17 protein-coding genes are annotated in these 21,624 nt (G+C 48.3%); 7 read left to right on the top strand and 10 right to left on the bottom strand.

The features are described from left to right. Positions 1–30: 30 nt before the first annotated feature. Positions 31–2,406, top strand: coding sequence for an HAD-IC family P-type ATPase (locus FC82_RS03035; protein WP_054758631.1), 2,376 nt, complete (start codon positions 31–33; stop codon positions 2,404–2,406). A 146-nt stretch (positions 2,407–2,552) separates the two neighbouring features. Here the strand turns inward: FC82_RS03035 and glf are convergent, their stop codons facing one another. After that, positions 2,553–3,665 (bottom strand): UDP-galactopyranose mutase, encoded by a 1,113-nt coding sequence (glf, locus tag FC82_RS03040; RefSeq protein ID WP_056996178.1) that lies wholly within the window; start codon positions 3,663–3,665, stop codon positions 2,553–2,555. Positions 3,666–4,126: 461 nt separating this feature from the next. On the opposite strand from glf, the gene FC82_RS03045 reads away from it, so the two are divergent. From FC82_RS03045 to FC82_RS03060, 4 genes are all read left to right on the top strand, one after another. After that, the gene (locus FC82_RS03045; RefSeq protein ID WP_054758630.1) at positions 4,127–4,522 is read left to right on the top strand and encodes a hypothetical protein; all 396 of its coding nucleotides are present in this window, start codon (positions 4,127–4,129) and stop codon (positions 4,520–4,522) included. A 177-nt stretch (positions 4,523–4,699) separates the two neighbouring features. Continuing rightward, on the top strand, positions 4,700–4,963 hold the full coding sequence (locus tag FC82_RS03050; protein WP_054758628.1) for a hypothetical protein: 264 nt from the start codon (positions 4,700–4,702) through the stop codon (positions 4,961–4,963). Positions 4,964–5,123: 160 nt separating this feature from the next. Beyond that, positions 5,124–5,804, top strand: a complete 681-nt coding sequence (locus FC82_RS03055) for a response regulator transcription factor (RefSeq protein ID WP_054758626.1) — start codon at positions 5,124–5,126, stop codon at positions 5,802–5,804. Continuing rightward, entirely contained in the window at positions 5,791–6,927 is a 1,137-nt protein-coding gene (locus tag FC82_RS03060; RefSeq protein ID WP_054758624.1) for a HAMP domain-containing sensor histidine kinase, read from the top strand. Before FC82_RS03055 ends, FC82_RS03060 begins: the two co-directional genes overlap by 14 nt. Before the next feature lie 186 nt (positions 6,928–7,113). Here FC82_RS03060 and FC82_RS03065 read toward each other — a convergent pair whose 3' ends face one another. Beyond that, the gene (locus tag FC82_RS03065; protein ID WP_056996179.1) at positions 7,114–7,761 is read right to left on the bottom strand and encodes a response regulator transcription factor; all 648 of its coding nucleotides are present in this window, start codon (positions 7,759–7,761) and stop codon (positions 7,114–7,116) included. A gap of 590 nt (positions 7,762–8,351) precedes the next feature. Here FC82_RS03065 and FC82_RS03070 point away from each other — a divergent pair. Next, complete coding sequence (locus FC82_RS03070) at positions 8,352–9,242, top strand: magnesium transporter CorA family protein (RefSeq protein WP_054758620.1); 891 nt, start codon at positions 8,352–8,354, stop codon at positions 9,240–9,242. Positions 9,243–9,440: 198 nt separating this feature from the next. Here the strand turns inward: FC82_RS03070 and ade are convergent, their stop codons facing one another. From ade to FC82_RS03105, 6 genes are all read right to left on the bottom strand, one after another. Next, on the bottom strand, positions 9,441–11,141 hold the full coding sequence (ade, locus tag FC82_RS03080) for an adenine deaminase (protein ID WP_056996181.1): 1,701 nt from the start codon (positions 11,139–11,141) through the stop codon (positions 9,441–9,443). Positions 11,142–11,700: 559 nt separating this feature from the next. Next, positions 11,701–13,047, bottom strand: coding sequence for a dihydrolipoyl dehydrogenase family protein (locus tag FC82_RS03085; RefSeq protein ID WP_054758618.1), 1,347 nt, complete (start codon positions 13,045–13,047; stop codon positions 11,701–11,703). Positions 13,048–13,057: 10 nt separating this feature from the next. Further along, positions 13,058–14,275, bottom strand: a complete 1,218-nt coding sequence (locus FC82_RS03090) for a cupin domain-containing protein (RefSeq protein ID WP_054758616.1) — start codon at positions 14,273–14,275, stop codon at positions 13,058–13,060. Between the two features lie 308 nt (positions 14,276–14,583). Beyond that, positions 14,584–15,717 (bottom strand): NAD(P)-dependent alcohol dehydrogenase, encoded by a 1,134-nt coding sequence (locus tag FC82_RS03095; RefSeq protein ID WP_056996182.1) that lies wholly within the window; start codon positions 15,715–15,717, stop codon positions 14,584–14,586. Between the two features lie 258 nt (positions 15,718–15,975). Further along, the gene (locus FC82_RS03100; RefSeq protein WP_056996183.1) at positions 15,976–18,243 is read right to left on the bottom strand and encodes an ATP-binding cassette domain-containing protein; all 2,268 of its coding nucleotides are present in this window, start codon (positions 18,241–18,243) and stop codon (positions 15,976–15,978) included. A gap of 499 nt (positions 18,244–18,742) precedes the next feature. Next, positions 18,743–19,591 carry a GRP family sugar transporter gene (locus tag FC82_RS03105; RefSeq protein WP_056996184.1) on the bottom strand — a complete coding sequence of 283 codons (849 nt, stop codon included), beginning with the start codon at positions 19,589–19,591 and terminating at the stop codon, positions 18,743–18,745. A 176-nt stretch (positions 19,592–19,767) separates the two neighbouring features. On the opposite strand from FC82_RS03105, the gene FC82_RS03110 reads away from it, so the two are divergent. Continuing rightward, entirely contained in the window at positions 19,768–20,580 is an 813-nt protein-coding gene (locus tag FC82_RS03110) for a helix-turn-helix transcriptional regulator (RefSeq protein WP_054758614.1), read from the top strand. Between the two features lie 114 nt (positions 20,581–20,694). On the opposite strand, the gene FC82_RS17095 is transcribed toward FC82_RS03110, so the two are convergent. After that, complete coding sequence (locus FC82_RS17095) at positions 20,695–21,030, bottom strand: ion channel (RefSeq protein ID WP_056996185.1); 336 nt, start codon at positions 21,028–21,030, stop codon at positions 20,695–20,697. A 30-nt stretch (positions 21,031–21,060) separates the two neighbouring features. Then, positions 21,061–21,504: an ion transporter gene (locus tag FC82_RS17100; RefSeq protein ID WP_056996186.1), complete on the bottom strand. Its 444-nt coding sequence runs from the start codon at positions 21,502–21,504 to the stop codon at positions 21,061–21,063. Between the last annotated feature and the right edge of the window lie 120 nt (positions 21,505–21,624).

The following is a 21,624-nucleotide window of genomic DNA, read 5'->3' on the forward strand; positions in this document are numbered from 1 at the left end:
TTACCTAAGGAGAAGAGGCATTACAATAAATTGGTAAAAATTGCTGAAAGACAACAGGAGCCGGTGGGACTCACCAGCGCTGAAGCCGCTGCACAACAGCGTAAAGGCCTAGGCAATCAAATTACTGAAAATGGGCAGACCAACCTTGGTAAAATTATCCGGCGAAACTTATTTACTTGGTTAAACTTTTTTCAGTTCGGTATTGGGGTGCTGGTCGCCCTTACCGGTTCCTACATTAACCTGTTGTACCTCGTTGTGGTGAGTTTCAACATCATCAGCGGTATCGTCCAGGAGTGGCGTGCCCAGCGTGTAACTAATCAGCTCGCCATTCTAGCCGGTAATCAGGTCCTGACCCGGCGTGACGGCCAAACAATTAAACTGAATCCAGCCGAACTAGTGCTAAACGACGTCATTGAACTGACGGCGGGCGATCAGATCAGCGCGGATGCCATCGTGATCTCAGGTCAACTGTTTGCTAACGAAGCGCTGCTGACTGGTGAAGTCGATTCGATCACAAAGGAGAATGGTGCCCAGCTCCTTTCTGGCAGTTTTGTTGTCAGCGGAAAGGCTTACGCGCGCATCAACCGTATTGGCAAGGACAACTTTGCCATGCAGCTCACGTTACAAGCCCGGACAAGTCAACGTCAAACGTCGCCGATTTTAAAATCCATGCAGACGTTCAACCACATTGCCAGCGTCATTATGCTGCCATTGGGGGCTGCCCTCTTTGCGCAGTCGTATTTATTACGCGGCACCGCGGTGCACCAAATCATTTTGAATACAGCAACCGCGTTGTTAGGCATTCTGCCGATTGGCGTGCAACTGCTGCTGGGAGTGTCCTTCATCGCGGGTGCCCTGTGGCTGTCATTGAATCACGTGCTGGTTCACGATGGGTACGCCCTAGCTGCACTTTCACGGACGGATGTCCTGTGTTTGGATAAAACTGGGACCATCACCGAGGGTAAGCTGACAGTAGCTGATGTTCACGAGATCAAACAACCCGCTTTTGGGGAGTCACTCAACCAGGTCCTGCAAAATTTCATTACCGCTACCGACGATAATAATACAACTTTCCAAGCCTTAGAAAACTACTTCGGCGGTCGAAACGACTGGCCGGTCAGCCGTAAAATTCCGTTCTCCTCTGATCAAAAATGGAGTGCCGTGTCGTTTGACAAGCTGGGAACTATTATAACGGGTGCACCGGAAAAGTTTGCGAACGCCGCCACGCCTGATATTACCCAGTCTATTTTGGCCGCGCAACAAGACGGTAAACGCCTGATTTGTGTTGGCCAATTGCCCGCAGACGCGGCAACAATCGATCCGGGGGATGCTGAAATTCTCGCCGTGATCGCCTTCAACGATAAAATCAGAACCAATGTACAGGATGTGTTAGATTATTGTGCCGAACAGAAGATCGCCGTTAAAGTCATTTCCGGTGATAATCCGGTAACGATTGCGAACGTCGGCGCTCAGGCCGGCATTAAGGACAGCGACCGTTTGGTTGATATGGCATCGCTTTCTGATGATGATATCACCGCCAACGTTGCAGCGAACAACACAATTTTTGGCCGGGTGACCCCGAACCAAAAGCTGAAATTGATTCGGACCCTGCAATCTGAAAACCATACTGTGACAATGGTCGGCGATGGTGTTAATGACGTGTTAGCCCTGCGGTCGGCTGATTGCGGTTTTGCGATGAACAGCGGCAGCCCCGCGGCACGTCAAGCCGCGCAACTGGTGCTGCTCAACAATGATTTCGGCAATTTACCGGCACTGATCAACGAAGGCCGGCGGGTCATTAACATCATTACCAGCGTCAGCAGCCTGTTTTTTGTCAAGGTCATTTATTCATTTCTCTTGGCGCTGGTTTGCTTGGGACTGAACGTGCCCTTCCCATTCTTGCCGATTGAAATCACACTGATTGATCTGCTGATCGAAGGTTATCCAACCTTCTTTCTGCAGTTCAGCAATGATAAGCGACCCGTAAAAAAACAACCTCTAGGATACGCCTTTTCACAAGCGTTGCCGTTTGCGATTGCCATCACCATTGGTGTTGGCGCGCTCTTAGCGATGTCAGGCGCATTAGGATTGCCAACAATGCAGATTCGGACCATCGCCTTTTACATTGTCATTTGGAACTCCTTGTTCAGTCTGATAACGATTTGTCGACCATACAACCTGCTGAAGACCATTTTGGCCGTTGTCAGCGTGATTGTTGTCTTTATTGCGACGTACCTGTTCCAGCATCTGATCGGCCTGACAGTGAGCTCAATTACAGCTAATTTCGTGTTAATTGGCCACACACTGGTCATCAGTCTCCTGCTGTATCTTGTATCCTATGCGGGGGTTCGCTTGGTTAACCTACTACGCGACAAACGCTCGAAAAACCGGGCTGAACAGCATTAAGCTAACCCGTTTTGATCATTGAATGTCCATGGGTTGCAAATCGACACTAATAAAAAAGTCATCCGTTTTCTAACAATTAAAACGGATGACTTTTTTTATCGTTGTACGTGAATGCTGATCATGCTGACTGACTCACCAATGTTAGGCTATTCGCCAAAGGTTGTTTTGACGACCCTGAGAGCAGCCATAATCGTTTGATCCATGTTGAAATACCGATACTGCCCCAAACGCCCGCCAAAAATGACGTTAGGCACCGTTATTGCGAGTGTCTGGTACTGTTTGTAGAGGGCGTTGTTTGCCGCGTCATTGACCGGATAATAGGGTTCGTCACCACGGTGCCAGTCCATCGGATATTCTCGAGTGATGACCGTTTTCCCCTTGTCGCCCTTGCCAAATTCGAAGTGTTTATGCTCAATGATTCGGGTAAATGGTGTTTCCGCATCAGTATAATTGACCACAGCGTTCCCCTGATAGTTATCAACGTTCAGGGTCTCCGTATCAAAACGCAAACTTCGGTAAGCTAACTCGCCAAGCTGGTAGTCGAAAAACTGATCGATCATGCCGGTATAAATAATCTTGGTATATTGCTGGAGGTAGTCCGCCCGTTTATCAAAGAAGTCGGTACCCGTTTCAACATCGATCTTGTCACTTGCCAGCATTTTCTCGATTATTTGCGTATAACCGCCAATTGGAATGCCTTGGTAAGCATCGTTGAAGTAGTTGTTATCGTACGTAAAACGCACCGGCAAACGCCGAATAATGAACGCTGGCAAGTCGGTTGCCTTTTTACCCCACTGTTTTTCAGTGTACCCCTTGACCAATTTTTCATAAATATCGCGACCGACCAGGGAAATGGCCTGCTCCTCAAGATTTTCAGGGGTCTTCCCAGCGAGTTCTTTTTTCTGTGCATTGATTTTCTGCTGGGCTTCATCAGGCGTGATCACGCCCCACATTTTGTTAAACGTGTTCATGTTAAACGGCATATTGAACATTTCGCCCTTGTAGTTCGCTACCGGGCTATTTGTGTACCAATTAAAGCGCGCAAAGTGGTTAATATAGTGCCAGATTGCTTCATTATCAGTGTGAAAAATGTGTGCGCCGTACCGGTGGACTTGAATGCCGCTCACGTTCTCGGTATACACGTTACCGGCGATGTGGTCTCGTTTTTCAATAACCTTGACTTGGTGGCCTCTTTTGGCAGCTTCGTAGGCAAAAACGGCGCCGAAGATTCCCGAACCAACGACTAAATACTTTTCCATAATACAACCCTTTCATTTCAAAAAATTGACTGTCAGCCGCTGCTTTAATAGGTCAGACATCGACAGACTGACAATAATTGTCTCATCATATTCGATACTCGGTTTAACCACCAGCATATTTGTAAAGACACTGAATATGTTAATGATAGGCATATGAGTTATTATTTCAGACTATGTGAAGGAATGTCAAGGACAGTTAGGAATCCATCCCGTTTAATTGAGTAAAAGCTTAGCATTGATCCGATTGCTTGGCATTCCTGTGATAGTCGCTGCCGGGTGATTAACTTGTCTAAGCGGGCTGTGTGCCTTAAAAAAACCTGCCATGGTCATATTGCCATTAAAAATGAGCAACTAACCTCCGAATTAACACTTCAGCAACAATTCATAAACATTCCGCTAACAAAACTATCGCATAATAACGACATCATCAAAGTTAAACAACGGATTAGGAGGCTTCACCAATGGAAAAAAGATCGATCATCAGTATGTTTTTAGGCACGTTTACCGGCATCTTGTTTGCGCTTGGTATGTGCATGAGTCTCATCCCGGTATGGCATCTGCAAACTATCGGCATTGTCTTGGGGGCTGTCGGTTTGTTCGGCGGATTGATTCTGACCATGATGCGTCGCTGGTTTGCTGGCCAGAAATTGGTCCCGTTCACTTTGCGGACAGTTTTACTCACACTCTTTGGAATTGTGGCTGCCATCGTTTTTGGTTTCGGGATGGTGTTGTCACTCATCAGCAGTTTCTTCCTTGTTGGTATCGGTGTCGGTATTTTGGGCATCGTGATGATTCTTAGCCTGATCGTAATGATCAAAGGGTCAGCCCACCGCAAGGCAGAACGCAAAGCAGAATAGGAGGCGATTATGAAAACTAAACAGAAATCTCAACTGAGTCAATCACACGTATTCGACGGTTTGCTGGCTTTGGGTGGGATTGTCGTCACCGCAATATTTCCAGCACTGAAACTATTTTAACGCGTTTTATCACAACGAAAATCACGCACATTAACATTAAAAGGAGACTGATCAATTATGACAGAAAAACACTATCGATTAAAAACAACTAAGGCTGATGGCACACCAACTACTAACGCAAAGATTGCCAAACAATTGAAGGAAACAAACGACAAAATTGCCTCTGGGCTGTTTGGTGCCAACCAGAAGATCAGCGATGGCGTAGTTGGTGCTTATAAGAAGGTGGAAAATGCCTTTACCGATAAGTTCCTGGAAGAAGTTCCGGATGACCGAGACGATTCAGACACAACTGCCGCTGAAACCAAAGATTCAGAGTCTTAGTACTCATACACCCTTAGTAAATGACTAGTATCCCTGAAGCCATTCCGAACGTGCTTCAGTTTGCAGCCTAACTTAACGATAAAAGGTCGCCAGCTGCGTTTTTGATAGCGCAATTGACGGCCTTTTAACTTATAATAAAGACAAAATGAGGTGACAACCTATGATAAAAATTTTGGTGGTTGAAGATGACACAGATTTAAATAAAACCGTGTGCGCTTTCCTAATTCGCCACAGCTATACGGCCAGAGGTGCGTTGGATGCCCAAGCCGCTTACGACCGGTTGTACGAGGATCAATTTGATTTGATTATTTCCGATATCATGATGCCGGGCATCGACGGGTTTGAGTTTGCCGAAACCGTGCGCAAATTGAACACCAACATTCCCATTATGTTTATGACTGCCCGCGATGATATTGAATCGATGCAGATCGGGTTTAAAATCGGGATCGATGATTATATGGTTAAACCCATTAATTTAGACGAAATGATTTTGCGGATTCAGGCACTATTGCGGCGGGCCAAAATTGAATCCAGTAAACGACTGACAACTGGAAAGTTTGTTCTGGACGCTGATGAACGAACGGCGACAAACGATGGCGAGGAGATCAGTCTGACCGCGCGGGAGTTTGATATTGTTTTCAAGCTCCTCTCCTACCCTAAAAAAACGTTCACCCGCGGTCAGCTGATGGATGAATTCTGGAACGCCGATACGGAGACCAGTACCCGCTCCGTTGATGTGTACATGGCAAAAATTCGCGAAAAGCTGCAGACCGTCTCCGACTTTTCGATTGTGACAGTACGCGGTCTCGGCTATAAGGCGGTGCCCAATGAAACCAACTAAACAGCATCAGGTTCAGCACAGTTTATTTGGCATTGGCAGCTACCTCATCTATTTTCTGGCCAGCGCACTGGTCGTCACGGTCATCGTTTTGATCGTGTATAAACCGACCCGGCTCGACACAGTTAGTTCACTGCGGCCGCGGGCAATCATCGCGATGGTGGCGATTCTTGCATTTGCGCTTATTATGACCCTTTCGAATGGTCTGTGGCGCCGCTACACCATCGGCCGCCCCGTCAAACGGATCCTCGATGCAACTCAGCGGTTAACCGATGGCGATTTTAGCGTCCGCATTGAAACTAAGTCTGGTATCACGGAGCTTGATGAACTGGATGCGATTATTGATAATTTTAACATTATGGCAACTGAGCTGGGCAGTGTTGAAGCGTTGCAGAGTGATTTTATCGCCAGTGTATCGCACGAGCTTAAAACACCGCTGGCAGTGATTCAAAACTACGCGACCATTCTGCAGGACCCTGGCCTTTCCCCAGAAGACCGTCAAAATTACGCGATGCGGATTACCAGTGCGACCTCTCGATTGAGCGTCTTGATTACCAATATCATGAAAATGAATAAGTTAGATAATCAGCAGATCACACCGAAGACGGATAACTTTTTGCTGAATGAACAACTCGCTGAGGTTCTGGTCAATTATGAGTCGCTGTGGGAAGCAAAGAATCTTGACTTGGATGCTGAGATGGCTGATCTCCACATTACCAGTGATAAGGCACTGCTGGAATTAGCCTGGAATAATTTGATTACCAACGCAATCAAGTTTACTCGCAACGGCGGTCATTTAAAGGTAACCATGACGCAGCCGACAACGGATCTGGTCGAGGTGGCCATTTCCGATGACGGCGTTGGGATGACGGACGACGTTAGACACCACATCTTTGATAAGTTCTACCAAGCGGATACTGCCAGGGCCTCACAGGGCAATGGTTTGGGATTAGCGTTGGTCAAACGGGTCGTTGACCTCTTACAGGGGTCGATTACTGTGACATCAACACCCGATAAAGGCAGTACCTTTCGCGTGACGCTCCCCGTTACTTATAGTAGAGAGGCAACCAGTCATCCTAACGGTGCAAAACGGCCACTGCTTCGCGCTAAACCCCATGCAAAATAGCGAGGACCTTCACCAGCAGAATAGTGGCCAGTGCAACGCAAAACAGCCTGCAGTCGAAATGAGTTGACTGCAGGCTGTTTTTATTTTGGTTTTGTCTTAGTTTAGTCCCAGAGTGGTCAATTATTGAGTCATTCAATCATAAGACAGCGCCAATTTTTTACCTCTTTTTTACCGCTTTAGACGAGGTCATTGATCGTCAGGCGAAATCAGGTGATAGTCGATTGCCACTGCGACGGCTTGTGCCGGTGTTGTAACGTTCAGAATGGTGTAAATATCGTCTAGCTCAAAGCTGACAATTTTTTCTGTGGTCAATAGTGACGCTGCGATTTGCGGGGTCGATTTACCCTGAGCAATCAGTGTTAAGATAGCCAACTGCTGAGAGGATAATTTTTCAAAAAGTGTTTTTTCGGTCAGATACGCAACCGTTTTTTCGGTCACTTCGTCACTCAGCGCCATATAATAGTCTTCATTGATCACTTTTACGAGTGCCTCAATGATGGTTTGCGAGTTCTCGCGTTTGAGCAGATAACCATGCACGCCATACTGTGGCATGTGCGCGGCAATATCAAAATTGATGCATGATGAATACACAACAATTTTTGTCTTTGGACGCACGCGTTTGATAAATGTGACCCCATTGATTTTCGGCATTTTTAAATCGACAACGATGACGTCTGGTAAGGTCGGCAGTTGCGCGATTGTGCGCTGCGCCGCCTCACCATCTTCCGCAGTCGCAACCACCTCTAAATAAGGATTGCGACCAATAAAATAGGCCAGCCCATCACGTACGATCGGCTGATCATCAATGATCATCACCGTTCCTTTTTTAATCATATCATTCCCCGTCCCATCTAATGTTAAAAGCTATCCTGATCTGGATCCGCCCATCACTTATCGTTACTGTGGGAACCATGATTTTTGCCCTATCGATACAATTGGGCTTTTAATGATTTTCACCTTGGTCCAGTAGCGCCTTAATTGGTGTTGATAATATGGCGGATGCTTTTTTATCATTAATTGAACTATAACAACCAACGCCACGAGAAACCATGGCCTAAGGGGCAGACTTTGATTGCCCTTTAGGGAAATATGAATGGCAGCGTTCTATGTTTTAGCATGATGGCACTTAATAGTCAGTCACGTTGACTAGTTGATTTTTAGACAGCTTGGATTGATTTCCGCTGCTGTGACAAGCGACAACCGTAGCCCCTATCGTGAACAGTTTAAAAAATAATCGTAACAAATGAAATGACTATACTGGCTAAAAGTGTGGCAATATTCTATGCTGAATATAAGTATAAATAAGCCATTTAACCGCTTTGCTGTGGTTCGCGATAGTCGTGGGCACAGCTGCATCGTATTCGACCAGTGACGACAACTGTTGGTAAAGCGAAGTGAAAATGGGTACGCAGAGGAGAAAGATTATGGCAGAACATGCATGGTCATGGCATCATATCAATACAGATAATCAAGACAGCATCGCCCAAGCTGAACAGGAATACGGATTAACATCGGAACAAACCAGTTACGCCAAGGACCGTTTCGAACGGGCGCACGTTGAATACGACGCCCCTGCCAAGACTTTCCTAATGGTGTTTAACATTCCTGATGCAGATGCGGATGCCGCTCAGGAAGAACAGCATCAAATGGCGTTTATTATTAAAAAGGGTTTGTTGCTGAGTTTCGGCCATGCTGACGCGACACCGCTGATTACGCTCATTCAGAACCGCTTTTCTTCGGTTGACGGGTTCACCCCGTACCAGTTTCTGCTGGAAATGCTGTACATCGTGACCGAACAGTTTATGCCGCTCGTGGCAAAAGCTGACAGCGGCCGGCATGACATTGCCAAAGCACTGCGGTCTAAAACGACGCGCCAGCGGTTACTGGAACTATCTGATTTGGAAACGAATGCTTTGTATTTGGGAAATGCCACTAAACAAAACGCTAGTGTTTTGGAGCAGCTCAAAGGCCTGTCCATTTACCATAGTTTTTCCGAATCTGAACAAGAACGGTTAGACGATGTGTTGATCGAAGCCAATCAACTTGTTGAAATGACCCAGCTTGGCAGTCAGAATCTCAACCAGCTTGAGGGCACCTATAACAATGTGTTGAACAATAATCTGAACGACACAATGAAATTTTTGACGGTGTGGTCGATCGTCCTGACAGCGCCAACTATTATTTCCGGCTTCTTTGGTCAAAACGTGCCCTTGCCGTTTGAACATACAGCGGGCGGCTGGCTGCTGACGTTGGGGCTCGCACTGGTCTTGTCATTGGTATTAGCACTGGCGATGAACCGGTACATTAAAAAGTAGCAAAAAGAGTCAAAAAATGGACGACTGCCATTGCAGTCGCCCATTTATTATTGAAGCAAAGTCGATGATTTTCAGCGTGGGACCAATGCCAAGTTCGCTGCCGGCCGTTGGTTATTCGTTTGAACTAGCTCAACTGGCCATAATGTTTTTTTGTACTGCTTCAAACTTACGCCACTCGCCAACACTGGTTACAGGCGCTTATTTGACACCATTTAAGACGGGCGTTTGACAAGCAACGTCGATAAAGTCGCCCTTCTCAAAATCATAAAGACCCTGATCCGTCATTTTAATGGTTGGAATGACCGGTAATGTCAGAAATGACAAGGTGATAAATGGATCAAACGCAACTGTTTTCTGACCGGTGATCACCTTATATGCTTTGAACAGACCATCTAGGTCGGCCGAGGCTTCTTGATACGGTTTATCAGACATCAAACCAGCAATGGCTAGCGGCATTTCGCCGATGACGGTACCATCTTGAGCGACCGCAATGCCGCCGTTTGTTTCAGTGATGCGCGTAATTGCAGCGAAAATCGAGGCATCATCCGTCCCGACAGCGACGATGTTATGGTCGTCATGGGCAACCGTTGTGGCAACGGCGCCGTTCTTAATGCCGAACCCTTTAACCAGCCCGACACTTGATGTGCCAAGGTTATGATGGCGTTCAACCACCACGATTTTAAGGATATCCTGGGTGGTATCGCTGGTAAATTCGCCATTTTCGAGCGGTACTTCACACTGTAAATGAGCGGTCTCAATGTGGTTTGGTTTAACGCCGATCACGTTGCAGGTCGAGCTGTCTAATGACAAGACCAGATCTTTGCGGTTTAAGTGATGGTGCACCGTTTGTTTGTTAAAGGGCGTGGTGTTAGAGTCAGATTCTGTGACCCAGTGTCCCGCCTTCATCGTTTTTTCAACGGTAACGGCAGCCATATCAGAGACAACGACCAAGTCAGCATCGGACCCGGCAACGATCGCACCTTTGTTGGTGAGCTGTTGTGCTTGAGCGGCGTTGTAGCTTGCCATGGTATAGGCAGTAGCTGGATTGATTCCCGCCTTCATGGCTAACCGGACGCACCGGTCAATTCCGCCTTCATTGATGATGTCGCTGATGGTTTTGTCGTCGGTACAAAATGCGAATCGTTGCGCGTTGGCTTCGGTAACGACACCAATTGTGTTCTCCAGGTCCCGTTCAACAGAACCTTCACGAAGGAAAACGTTAAGGCCAGCGTTTAAACGATCTTCAGCTTCTTGTAAGGTCGTGCATTCGTGGTCGTCGCTGATGCCGGCACGTTTGAATACTTGGAGCTGGTCGTAGTTTAGACCGGCGCCATGACCATCGGCGTGGTACCCGGCTTCCTGGGCATCGTGAATCTTTTGCATCACGTCTGTCTGCTGGCTAGCAACTGCTGGATAGTCCATGACTTCTGCGAGTCCGTGAACCCCTTCGCGTTGGTAGAGCGGCTTTAACGTTGCAGCTGGCAAGGAAGCACCATTATGCGAAATTGGTGTACATGGCACGCTTGACGGCAGCATGTAAAAGATATCTAACGGTGTTTGTTTGGCATCACGCAACATGTAGTCGATGCCCGAAACCCCGCAGACGTTCGCAATCTCGTGGGGGTCAGCAACGATGCTAGTCTCCCCGTTTTTTAACAATACTTTTCCCAGTTCGCTTGGTGCGACCATGGCACTTTCCACGTGCATGTGGGCGTCAATAAAGCCAGGCACGAGGTATTTTCCTGCCAAGTTCTGATACTGGTCGGCTTCAATGTGCTGGTCCGGTTTTTCCACGACCATAATCACACCATCCGTGATGCCGACATTTTTCTTCTCAAAAGTCCGGTTAAAAACGTTCAGTACGTTTGCATTCAGTAAACAAAGGTCAATCTTAGTCACGCTAGATCCTTCTTTCTTGCCCGTAGGCAGCTGCATAAGAATAGTGATGATTCAATGAGATACTGGTCATTTAACCATGCATTAGCGTTATGTGATTGACATGAGAACGGGCCTCCCTATCGTTTGGATTAGTATTCTAACTGAAATTATTGTTGTCTATCTTACAACTTGGGCTCGGGCAAATGCAAGCTCTTTTTGCTGAAGACTTATTTTGGGGTCGGATTCTATATAAAACCTCGAAGCGGGCACATTAAACCCATTGTCCAATGAGTTGTCGTGACAGGTGGTACCCACCATTGCGACTGTTGAACGATTTTAAGAAGTTGATCAAGCTTCTGGTATGTATTGATGACATTTCACCTACTCACAAACACGACACAACAAAACGCAACCTTCGATGATCAAATGATTTCGGGTTGCGTTTTTTGTTTGCCATTGAATCAAACAGTCCACCAATGGCGATTTTATTTCTATTTTATTTTCTCACGATGCAACTTTAACCTGGCTGGAAAATCTTTGGCGTCAGTCAGATCACCTTGACTCCGATTTATCGGGCCGGTCACTGCCACAACCCATAAAGGTCATCCGCCATGGACGGGTACGCAAATATCATCCGTTGAAGTGCTGTCTCATCGATCTTGCCATTTAATAACAACGCAAAATCATTCACGAGGATATCCGCCTGATCACCCAGAACAGTCATGCCAACAATGTGACCATCGCTTCTTCTGCGAACCAGTTTCAAAAGCGTTGGCCGTTGATTGAATCGGGCATAGGTCTGCCAATTCGCAGCATCGATTGACTGGATCGTATAGGCGTTAGGGTTTTGCTCGGCGGTTTGCGTTGCCACCCCAACCTGCCCTAACTTAGGAATACTAAACACTGTCATTGCGGGGACGGGGTAATCGATCGGATAATGATCAACACCGGTCAGTTGTCGGACCAGGTATTTCCCCTGATAAATAGCGTAAGCACTTAGCTTGGGTACCGCGGCATCATTGCAGTCGCCGACAGCCCAGATAGAAGGGACCGTAGATTGCAAGGTCGCACTGACGTGAATGCCATGCGTACTTGTTTGAACGGGCAGGTCTTCAAGCCCAAAACCGGCAATGTTCGATACACGCCCCGTGACGTTATAGCAGGCATCTGTAGTGATATCAGTTGTTTGGTCAGCTTGGACGATCGTCACGCTGAGACCGGAATCATTTTTACTGATTTGTTGAACCTGCGCGTCAAAAATGAACGTCACGTGCTGTCTTTTCAGCTGTGACATGAGTTTTGTCACAAACGCTTGGTCAAACGCCCGTAACGCCGCTTTATCGTGCTGAATAATCGTGACCTTGGCACCAGCTTCACTGGCAATACTGGCAAGCGCAAACGCAATAATGCCCGCCCCCAAGATTACGATTCGAGCGGGCAGCTCATGCGCTCGCAGCAACGTGGCACTGTGGCCCACGTACTGATTACCAGGAAATGTCAACACGCGCGGTTTGGCGCCACTGGCAATAATGAGATCGTCGGTCTGATAACGGCTTCCCTGTACAGAGATGGTGTGCGGATCTACAACCACAGCGTGACCTTCGATCGTTGTGACATTATTTGCCAGTAAGCGGGTCTTCGTCCGCGTGCTTTCATCCATAATAAGCTGGTCACGGATGTTGCCGGCGGTTCGCCAGTTGATAGTCGGAACAGCGTCAAAACCGTTTCCCTGTAGACGGACTAATTGGTGGTGCGTCTCAGCAATCGCCAATAGCGCTTTCTTTGGTGTACTACCGCGGTTGATCGTCGTGCCGCCCCAATCACGTTCTTCAATAATGGCGACGTGTCGCTGGTTGGCTGCCAGCCCGTTGGCCACAGTGGTGCCCGCAACGCCACCGCCGATCACAATGTCATCAAAGTGCGTCATCCTACTCGCCTCACTTAAATACGTCGCTGGCATGGTCGGTTAAATCATCAGTTTCACTGGGCTGTTTAGGGACTGCCGTCTTCGATTGGTCGTACCAGATGACCGCTGCTTCCTCCTGTGGCAAACTCGTCACTGCTTCAGGCGTTAGGTTCAAATGATCGGCGACCATTTGTGTGGGGTTGGTTGCCAGCCATTTATTGAGCGACACATCTGAATAGACTGGATTCTTGAAAAGTTCAATAAAAATCAGCGGTTCTGTACCGATATTTTGAATGTAATGGCCTGCAACCAACGGAATGACGCCAACATCACCGGCTTGGAAATTATAAGTTCGTGCCAGACCAGCTGAATTGAAAACGCCGACCTTTGCGTGCCCTTGGACGTAGTAGTCCCACTCCTCAGACTTCGGGTGCCAGTGAAGTTCACGCATGCCGCCAGGCTGAACTTCGACAATGGCAGCGGAGATTGTTTGGGCGGCCGGGAACACACTTGAGTCAATGATCCAGACCTTGCCCGCTTCAAACTGTTTAGGCGTCACGGTGTCCATATGGAGCGTGACGGGCACCGGAATATCGCCGTTAGCATTCTGACGCTTCACACTTGCGAGCGGTCCTGGCACTTCGCCGTTGAAGATGTATTTTTCTTTTGTCGGCAGACTCGTCAGGGCATCTTCGCTGGTCTTGAAGTTAGCGGCGATTACGTCCTTTGGCGTGTGGGCCAGCCAATCGGTCAGTAAGAAGGTATTGTTTTCGGAAAAATCAGGTTCACTAAAGACTAAAAGGAATTCACAACCCTGGTCTAACGCTTGGATCGAGTGTGGTAAACTGGCTTCAAAATCCCAGAGATCACCAGCTTTAATATCATCAATAAACGAGCGGCCATCTTCATCTAACGCAGTCACCCGTGCGTTTCCGGCAATCATAAACGCCCATTCAGCTTCTTTATGCCAGTGCAGTTCCCGGTATGCGCCAGGCTTCAAACACATGTCAACACCCGCCAGGTCATGACTTGCCGGTAATTCCCGGTTCGTAACTTCACGCGTCCAGCCCCCTTCTTCCAACCGTTGGTGCGCGTCGGAAAAACTAAATCGCATGTTTGGCAAGGTGCCGTGATCGGTTGTCGGCGGTACTAAAATATCAGGATTTTGGCGATCCCGTTCAATATTTCTCGGGCCCTTATCGACCCAGCCTGTGTGGTCACGATTACGAATTGGTTCTACATCTGTCATGATATTAGCCTCCTCCTTGTGTATGCTTGAATTATAAATCGGTCATGAAGGCAGGTAAACTTATTGGCTTATAATTCCCTATATGGCAACGATTATAAAACTTTCTGTTGGCTATATTCGATACGCATTACTAATTTTCAGGGCTAGTTTGACAATTATTTCACGTTTGAACCAGCACTTTTTTTAAAAACACTGCGTTTGCGAATCTTAACTGCGTTTTGGCAAAAAAAAGTCTCGGGTGCAAAACTACCGCTCAAGACTTTTAAAAATAATATTCAGCTTCTAGCAGGATGCGAGCCGTCAACCGTTTATTCTCCAGGCACGTAATCCTTATCAATAACTAGTACCGGTTTAACAACTGACCCATCATTGGAAGCCGCATTTGCTTCGTTGATCTGGTCAAAGTCGTAAAACTTCTCTAATTTGTCAAACGGGAATTGTCCGGCTTGCCAGAAGTTGATCAGCGTTTGAATGGCGATCTGCGGTACAGCATCGCCCATTAAAACTCCGTCGATGTGCTTGTTTAAGGCACTCAGCTGGCCCCATGTCGCAACGTCCAGGGTCTTGGAAGTGACGGCTATCGGTGCCAGGTGGCCGCCACTGGCGAGTGCGTCGACTGCCTGTAACATCACTGGTGCGACTCCAGTAGTATCAACGGCGTAATCCACTCCTTCGCCACCGGTCAGTTCCTTGACCTTAGCGACCCAGTCTTCATTCATACTGTTGATGGTGTCGGTGGCGCCCAGTTCCAGCGCAGTTGCCAACCGGTTATCGTGAATGTCGATGCAGATGATCTTGCTGCAGCCCTTGATCTTAGCTGCCATCAGCGCACCGGCACCCACGGCACCAGTGCCGACGATAGCAATAGTTGAACCTTCTTCTGGGTTCAACCCGTTAAAGACAGTGCCGGAACCCGTGACGAACCCGCACCCGAGCGGGCCGACTTTTCGCAGATCAATGTCCTTGCCGACAACGATGACGTTCCGTTCTTGAACCAGTGTGGTCGTGGTAAACGAGGACTGGTTAAAAAAGTTGCTGATAGCACTGCCGTTATCCTTGGTAAAGGCGTATGAGCCGTCTGGCCGAGTGCCCGCAAAGTTCAGGGCGTCCCAGTTCACACAGGCTGACGGGTGCCCGGTCAGACAGTGCCGACAAGTCCCATCGTAATCGTAGGACAGGACGACATGGTCTCCCACCTTGATATTTTGCACGGCTGAGCCGACCTTTTCAACGATGCCGGCCCCTTCATGGCCGACAATACCCGGGTACGTGTATGGTCCAGCTGACCCGTCACGCACTGCTTGATCACTATGACAGATCCCACTCGCAACGATGTGAACCAAGACTTCCGTCGCCTTAGGTTCATCGTCAACTAAAACGGTCTCCAGCGTAAAGGGTGCGTTAAGTTCTTCGATCACGGCACCGGTAATTTCTCTAGTCATGTGATGACCTCCTATGCATTTGTTATCTAATAATTACATTTGGGAGCGCTTCCAATGTTAAAATATACCAATTGGTATACAATGTCAACTAAAAGGTTGTGAAGTTGATAAACACTTGTATATCAAGCTTTGTGAAACGTTTCTTCACAAGAAATGTTGCAGATAAATCATCATATGGTATTTATATTTTGCATAATTTAATGATTATAAAAAAGCCTGATAAAATGTATCGTTAGGCTTTTTTTAAAGTGGTTATTTTTATTGATTCAATTGCGTCTTTAACGCCACACCGGTTCGTGATTCTGAGTGTGTGATACTTTCTTCAGGTGTGCCTTCAAAGCAGACCTGACCGCCATACTTGCCGGCGTCCGGGCCCATGTCGACCAGCCAGTCAGCCTGACTGATCAGGGCCAGGTTGTGCTCGATCAATATGAGCGTGTTCCCCTTGTCGACCAGGTCTTCAAACAAGCCGATCAACCGTTTGGTATCGTTCAGGTGCAAGCCGGTCGTCGGTTCGTCCAGAAAGTAGATGCTGCCCGTATGGTCGAGTTCCATTGCCAGTTTGACCCGCTGTACCTCACCGCCGGACAGCGTGGTCATCGCCTGACTGAGATTCAAATAGCCGAGCCCGACCTGTTCCAACAGGCTGACCTTTTTGTAGATAGCGGGTACGTCCTTGAAGAAATCCAGGGTGTCGCTGATGGACATATTCAGCACTTCAGCTATGTTTTTGCCGTGATACTTGTATTGGAGCGCTTCTTGGCTGTACCGTTTGCCGCCGCAAAGCTCACAAACCTGAACGACCGGATCCATAAACGCCATTTCAGTAATCGTGACGCCCTTCCCCTTGCACCGTGGACAAGCACCCTTGCCGTTGTAACTGAAAAGCTGTGTTGAGACGTTGTTTGCATCGCCGAACAGTTTACGTAACGGATTTAAAATGTTGAGGTAAGTCGCCGGCGTCGAACGGATGTTGATGCCGACTGCATCCTGGCTCAGATCGATATAGTCCTGGTCGGCCACCCGTTGTTTCACAGCGTTGACCAAGGTACTTTTCCCTGAACCTGCTGGGCCGGAGATGATCGTCATGACCCCTTTTGGAATCTTGGCACTCACGTCTGTTAAGTTGTGTGAGGTTACGTGGTCGACTTGCAGCCAAGCCGTTGGCCGTCGCGGTTGCCGAAACGTCATGGGTGCGCGCAGCATCCGGCCGGTGATGGTATCGGACTTCAACAGTTCTGGATAGGTGCCAGTAAACGTGACCTGGCCACCGCCCCTTCCTGCCTTCGGACCGATCTCCACGACGTAGTCTGCCGAGCGAATAATTGCCGGGTTGTGGTCAACCAGCACGATGGTATTGCCGTGGGCCTTTAGCTTAGCCAGTGACCGGGTGATCAGCTGAATATCGTGGGGGTGCAGTCCCACGCTTGGTTCGTCCAATACGTAAACGAGGTCGGATAAAGAACTGGTCAGATACTTGGCAATCTTGATTCGTTGCGCTTCCCCGCCGGACAAGGTATCCGTTCCCCGGTCAAGCGACAGGTAGCCCAGTCCGATATCGACAAGCGCCTGCACTTTGCTGCGGAGTTCCCGGACCATCGTTTTCGCCATTCGGTCGGTGATACTATCCAGAAAGTGCAGCACGTTGACCAGGTCCATGGCGCTGACGTCGGCAATGTTTTTACCTTTGATCCTACCTTTCAGTGCTGCCTGATTCAGTCGTGAACCGTGACAGACCGGACACGTTTTCCGGGTGACGATTTTAGCTAAGGCGGCCTGGTGATGGCGTCCCGATGCGCTGTGGATGACCGAGCGCATCATGCGCGGCACCAGGCCTTCATACTTGGCCGTTTTATGCCATGCTGCCGGCGGATCCTTCAGTTTTTGCTGTGGCGCGTGCATGAACAGGTCGTACTCGTCTTTGGTATAGTCTTTAATTTTCTTATCTAGGTCGAACAGTCCGCTATTGCCGTATTCGTTCCACCGCCAGGTTCCTGGTTGAAAGCCGGCAAACGTCATGGCCCCTTCATTCAGTGATTTTTCGGGGTCGATCAGCTGAGATTTGTCGACATCATCGACAAACCCCAAGCCCTGACATTCCGGGCACATTCCCTGTGGCAGGTTGAACGAAAACCATTCTGAATAACCGACCCATGGCTTGCCGATTCGTGAAAACATCAATCGCAACACGGAATAGATGCCGGTGTACGTTGCTAGCGTTGACCGTGAGTTGCGGCCGATGGGCTTTTGTTCGACTACGATAGCGACTGGCAGGTGGTCGATACTGTCAAAGTCCGGTTGGCCAAATTTTGGCAGGTACTGTTGCGTAAAACTCGGAAAGGTCTCATTGAGTTCCCGTCGTGACACGGCGGCCAGCGTGTCAAAGACCAGGGATGATTTCCCAGCACCGGACAAACCGGCAAACACAGTCGTCTGGTGTTTAGGGATATCCAGGTCAATATTTTTAAGATTATTTTCACGGGCGCCATGAATACTGATGGCACCATCCGCAAATAAATTCGTCATGCAGCGCTCCTCCAATCATAACAAGCATATCCATGTAGCGAACATACGTTCTAATAACGAGAACGACCGCAAACCCACTCGTCGCCGCAATGTTAAATAAAACGCTTGGTTAAGGCCATCATAGCATTTTGCGTCCGCTTTTGGCATCTTCGAGTTAAAAAACTAGAAGGTGCTGGAATATACGTCTATAAAATCGCAAAACGGCCTGCTTTGGATCACGCTGTATGCCTTAAGAGTGGTCGAAAAAATGCAAAAACGGGTCTTGCTAGGCAAACAAGAAAAACCGAATTGCAAAAGGTTGGTGCTGCTGAGTTATGGCGCTTGAAACAAAAACGATGATTCAGAGCTGGCGTTTTTTCTGCTGAGTGGTGCCTGCGGTAAGATTTCAGGCCTCATAGCCGATATGAGCGATACACAACAAAGACTGGAACAGAAGCGGACTATTATATGCAATAGTCCGCTTCTGTTCCAGTCTTTAACCGGTTTGGTCCACTCTGTCCTAAACCCGTACCATAAAAAACACACCCGCAATCAGCACAGCAAGGCCAAATCCGGTGATCAGCAGCTGTCGGCCGCCCTTTTCGTGCAGCACGACTGCTCCGACGATGGTGGCAATGACCACGTTTAACTGGGTAATGACAAAGGCGTTGACCAGACCGTTTAATTGCAGTGAAACGAGATACGACCCCGCGGCCACCGCGAAGATGAGGCCGGCCGAGAGATTTCGCACGCCCCACGCGTCTGATGTTGGCAGGCGGTGACGACCGATCAGGTAAATAAGGAGGCTGCCGCTGAACATGCCCAGCGCCTGTGGCAGAAAACCCGCTAGCCCGTTTGGATTGGTCACATAGTGTGGAAATCCCGAGTAGCACCAGTAGCCGATCGAAGTTACCAGTAATATGACGTAGACCAAGGCCTCTTCTTTTGCGATGTGCAGCGCGCCGTTTGAAATAAACACGCAGAGAACGATGACGATTAATGCTGCTAATCCCAACAGATTAGTCTGCCAGCCCTGCCACTCGCCGAACAGCCAGGCGCCGACCAGTGAGTTGCCGATGACCTGCAGCGCCGTGGTGACTGGCATCACGGCGCTGACACCAAGTCGCATAAAACTCCAGCACTGGCCGATTTGACCAATGTTCCAGAGGAAGCCGGATAGAAAGTACAGCAGAAAATCATGGGGTGAGACGCCTTGTTGCAACCACAGCGCAACTGCTCCGGCAGCAATCAAAATACCGCCGCTCGTTCCTAACAGTTGCTCCAAAAAATTCCCACCAGTGACCTTTTTCATCCATACCGGGTAAATGCCCCAAAAAAGTGCCGGCACCAAGCCAATCAACACACCCATCTTGTCCACCTCACGTGCAACACCGATAATGGTATCGCTTTCAAATTAAGACTAGTGTATACTGAAATTGGTGAAAATTTATTCATAATCGGCAACTGTAAAACTGATAACAACGGGATTTACAAAACAAAGACGACGAAATTCTGTCATTTTTTAACCTGAGGGGGTGAAAACAGATGCGGCAATTTTTTTGTCAACGAGTGGCAGGCAATCAAAATGTGAGCAGCTTAGCCTATATTGCGAAGGTGACGCCGACGGATGAAGTGTACATTCGCGGCATCCACCAGCACGACCACGTGACCGAGGTTTCATTAGTGATGGCTGGCAGCGGCAATTACTTTATTAAGGACGGTCATTTCCCAGTGCGCCAAAACGATGCGGTGGTGATCAACGCGGGGACGCTGCATTCCGAAGGCGCTATCCTGCCCTCACTGTGTATCGGTATCCGCACACCGGCGCTCATCGACGACGCTCAGGCACCGGTGTTTCATCTCACGCAGAGTCAGTTTGACGTCCTTGTGCAAATCGGCAACCTTGGCTTCAATTTGTTAAAACGACCGGACCGCGCCGCCCACGAACTGGCCAATAATTTGATTATCAGTAGTCTGCTGCCATTTTTGCACACCAGTTTGCCGGCCCCGCAACCGTTGACACGAACCACACCAGTGATTGTCAGCCGAGCGAAGGGCTATATCGACGACCACTTTCACGATTTTATTAACATCAGTGATGTGTGCGCACGCTTGGCCCTGAGCCACACCTACCTTGACCGAAAATTTCGGGATAACCTTGCCATGACACCGATCCGCTACCTGACCTCGCGCCGAGTCGGCGAAGCGCAGCGCTTGCTGATAGAGACACCCAATCTGACGCTGACGCAGGTTTCATTGCAGATCGGCATCAATAACGTCAACTATTTTCAGCGGTGTTTTAAAAACTATGCCAGTGTGTCGCCGAAACGTTTCCGAACCGCGGTGGTGATTGCGTAATGCATGAGTTTTATTCAGGGCAAATTCATGGCTAACCGATCGTGTGAAAAACGCCCCAAATTGCGTCGAAAAAAGCATCCTGGCAAAGTCAGTTAGACCCTTGCCAAGATGTTTTTATTGACCATTTTTATTTGTGGCATGGACTTCTTGACGCAGCTGCTTGATTTCTGCGCGCATGGCACTATTTTCTCTCAGCAGTTGATCCAGCTTGTCACTATTGTCCGCTTGGGTCACCTTGTCCGAATCCCGAGTAAAGTACGTGGTGATCGAACTGGTCAGCATACTGATAAACCCGATACCGATCAGCATTAAAAGCACGGCCGACAGCTTGCCGACGATCGTGGTTGGCGAGATATCACCGTACCCCACGGTCGTGACGGTGACCACCGCCCACCACAGCGAAGTGGCGAAACTGACCCGCTCGGAGTAGGCATACATCGCAGCCGACATGATAATGATCGCCCCGGAAATGTAAAACCATTAAATCAACCCATTCGTGTGCAAAAATTTTTTGGCATAATGATTTAATTTGCCGATGAGACCGATCAAACGTGTTAACTGGAAAAACCGGGCCAGTCTGGCAAGTTTCAGCACGCGGACAACGTGAAAAATGCGTCCCACTTGAAACAGTCGGCTGAGCCGGAAAAAACTGAAGACCTGGTTAAACGGCACAATTGCCAGCAGGTCAAAAATATGATGTTTAACAAACTGCCATTTCTCACGGCTGAGGATCAAGCGCGTAAAGTAGTCGATGGTAAAGATAATGAGAATGACATTATTGATGACAGCATACGGTTCGTGCGACGCTGGAACTGACCCGGTAAATTCCATGAGTGTGAGAATGACTGAAATAACGGCTAATAACGCAATAAAAAGCTCGTAAAAATCACTGATCGGTAATTTTGTTTGGTGATGTGATTGCATGATGGCTGGTTCTCCCCTTGTGTTGATCAAGATGCAGATTGGTGTTTTCTTTAGTTTAACTTTTACTTACAGGAAAATAAACTTTTCATCAGCAAAAAAAGGCTACCGGTTGACGGTGGC

The organism is Secundilactobacillus collinoides DSM 20515 = JCM 1123, from assembly GCF_001435975.1.
Taxonomy (GTDB): domain Bacteria; phylum Bacillota; class Bacilli; order Lactobacillales; family Lactobacillaceae; genus Secundilactobacillus; species Secundilactobacillus collinoides.

Excerpts from the sequence above, each read along its gene's own strand:
- glf (WP_056996178.1), bottom strand. The coding sequence starts at position 3,665 with ATGGAAAAGTATTTAGTCGTTGGTTCGGGAATCTTCGGCGCCGTTTTT.
- FC82_RS03045 (WP_054758630.1), top strand. The coding sequence starts at position 4,127 with ATGGAAAAAAGATCGATCATCAGTATGTTTTTAGGCACGTTTACCGGC.
- FC82_RS03050 (WP_054758628.1), top strand. The coding sequence starts at position 4,700 with ATGACAGAAAAACACTATCGATTAAAAACAACTAAGGCTGATGGCACA.
- FC82_RS03055 (WP_054758626.1), top strand. The coding sequence starts at position 5,124 with ATGATAAAAATTTTGGTGGTTGAAGATGACACAGATTTAAATAAAACC.
- FC82_RS03060 (WP_054758624.1), top strand. The coding sequence starts at position 5,791 with ATGAAACCAACTAAACAGCATCAGGTTCAGCACAGTTTATTTGGCATT.
- FC82_RS03065 (WP_056996179.1), bottom strand. The coding sequence starts at position 7,761 with ATGATTAAAAAAGGAACGGTGATGATCATTGATGATCAGCCGATCGTA.
- FC82_RS03070 (WP_054758620.1), top strand. The coding sequence starts at position 8,352 with ATGGCAGAACATGCATGGTCATGGCATCATATCAATACAGATAATCAA.
- FC82_RS03085 (WP_054758618.1), bottom strand. The coding sequence starts at position 13,047 with ATGACGCACTTTGATGACATTGTGATCGGCGGTGGCGTTGCGGGCACC.
- FC82_RS03090 (WP_054758616.1), bottom strand. The coding sequence starts at position 14,275 with ATGACAGATGTAGAACCAATTCGTAATCGTGACCACACAGGCTGGGTC.
- FC82_RS03095 (WP_056996182.1), bottom strand. The coding sequence starts at position 15,717 with ATGACTAGAGAAATTACCGGTGCCGTGATCGAAGAACTTAACGCACCC.
- FC82_RS03100 (WP_056996183.1), bottom strand. The coding sequence starts at position 18,243 with ATGACGAATTTATTTGCGGATGGTGCCATCAGTATTCATGGCGCCCGT.
- FC82_RS03105 (WP_056996184.1), bottom strand. The coding sequence starts at position 19,591 with ATGGGTGTGTTGATTGGCTTGGTGCCGGCACTTTTTTGGGGCATTTAC.
- FC82_RS03110 (WP_054758614.1), top strand. The coding sequence starts at position 19,768 with ATGCGGCAATTTTTTTGTCAACGAGTGGCAGGCAATCAAAATGTGAGC.
- FC82_RS17095 (WP_056996185.1), bottom strand. The coding sequence starts at position 21,030 with ATGTCGGCTGCGATGTATGCCTACTCCGAGCGGGTCAGTTTCGCCACT.
- FC82_RS17100 (WP_056996186.1), bottom strand. The coding sequence starts at position 21,504 with ATGCAATCACATCACCAAACAAAATTACCGATCAGTGATTTTTACGAG.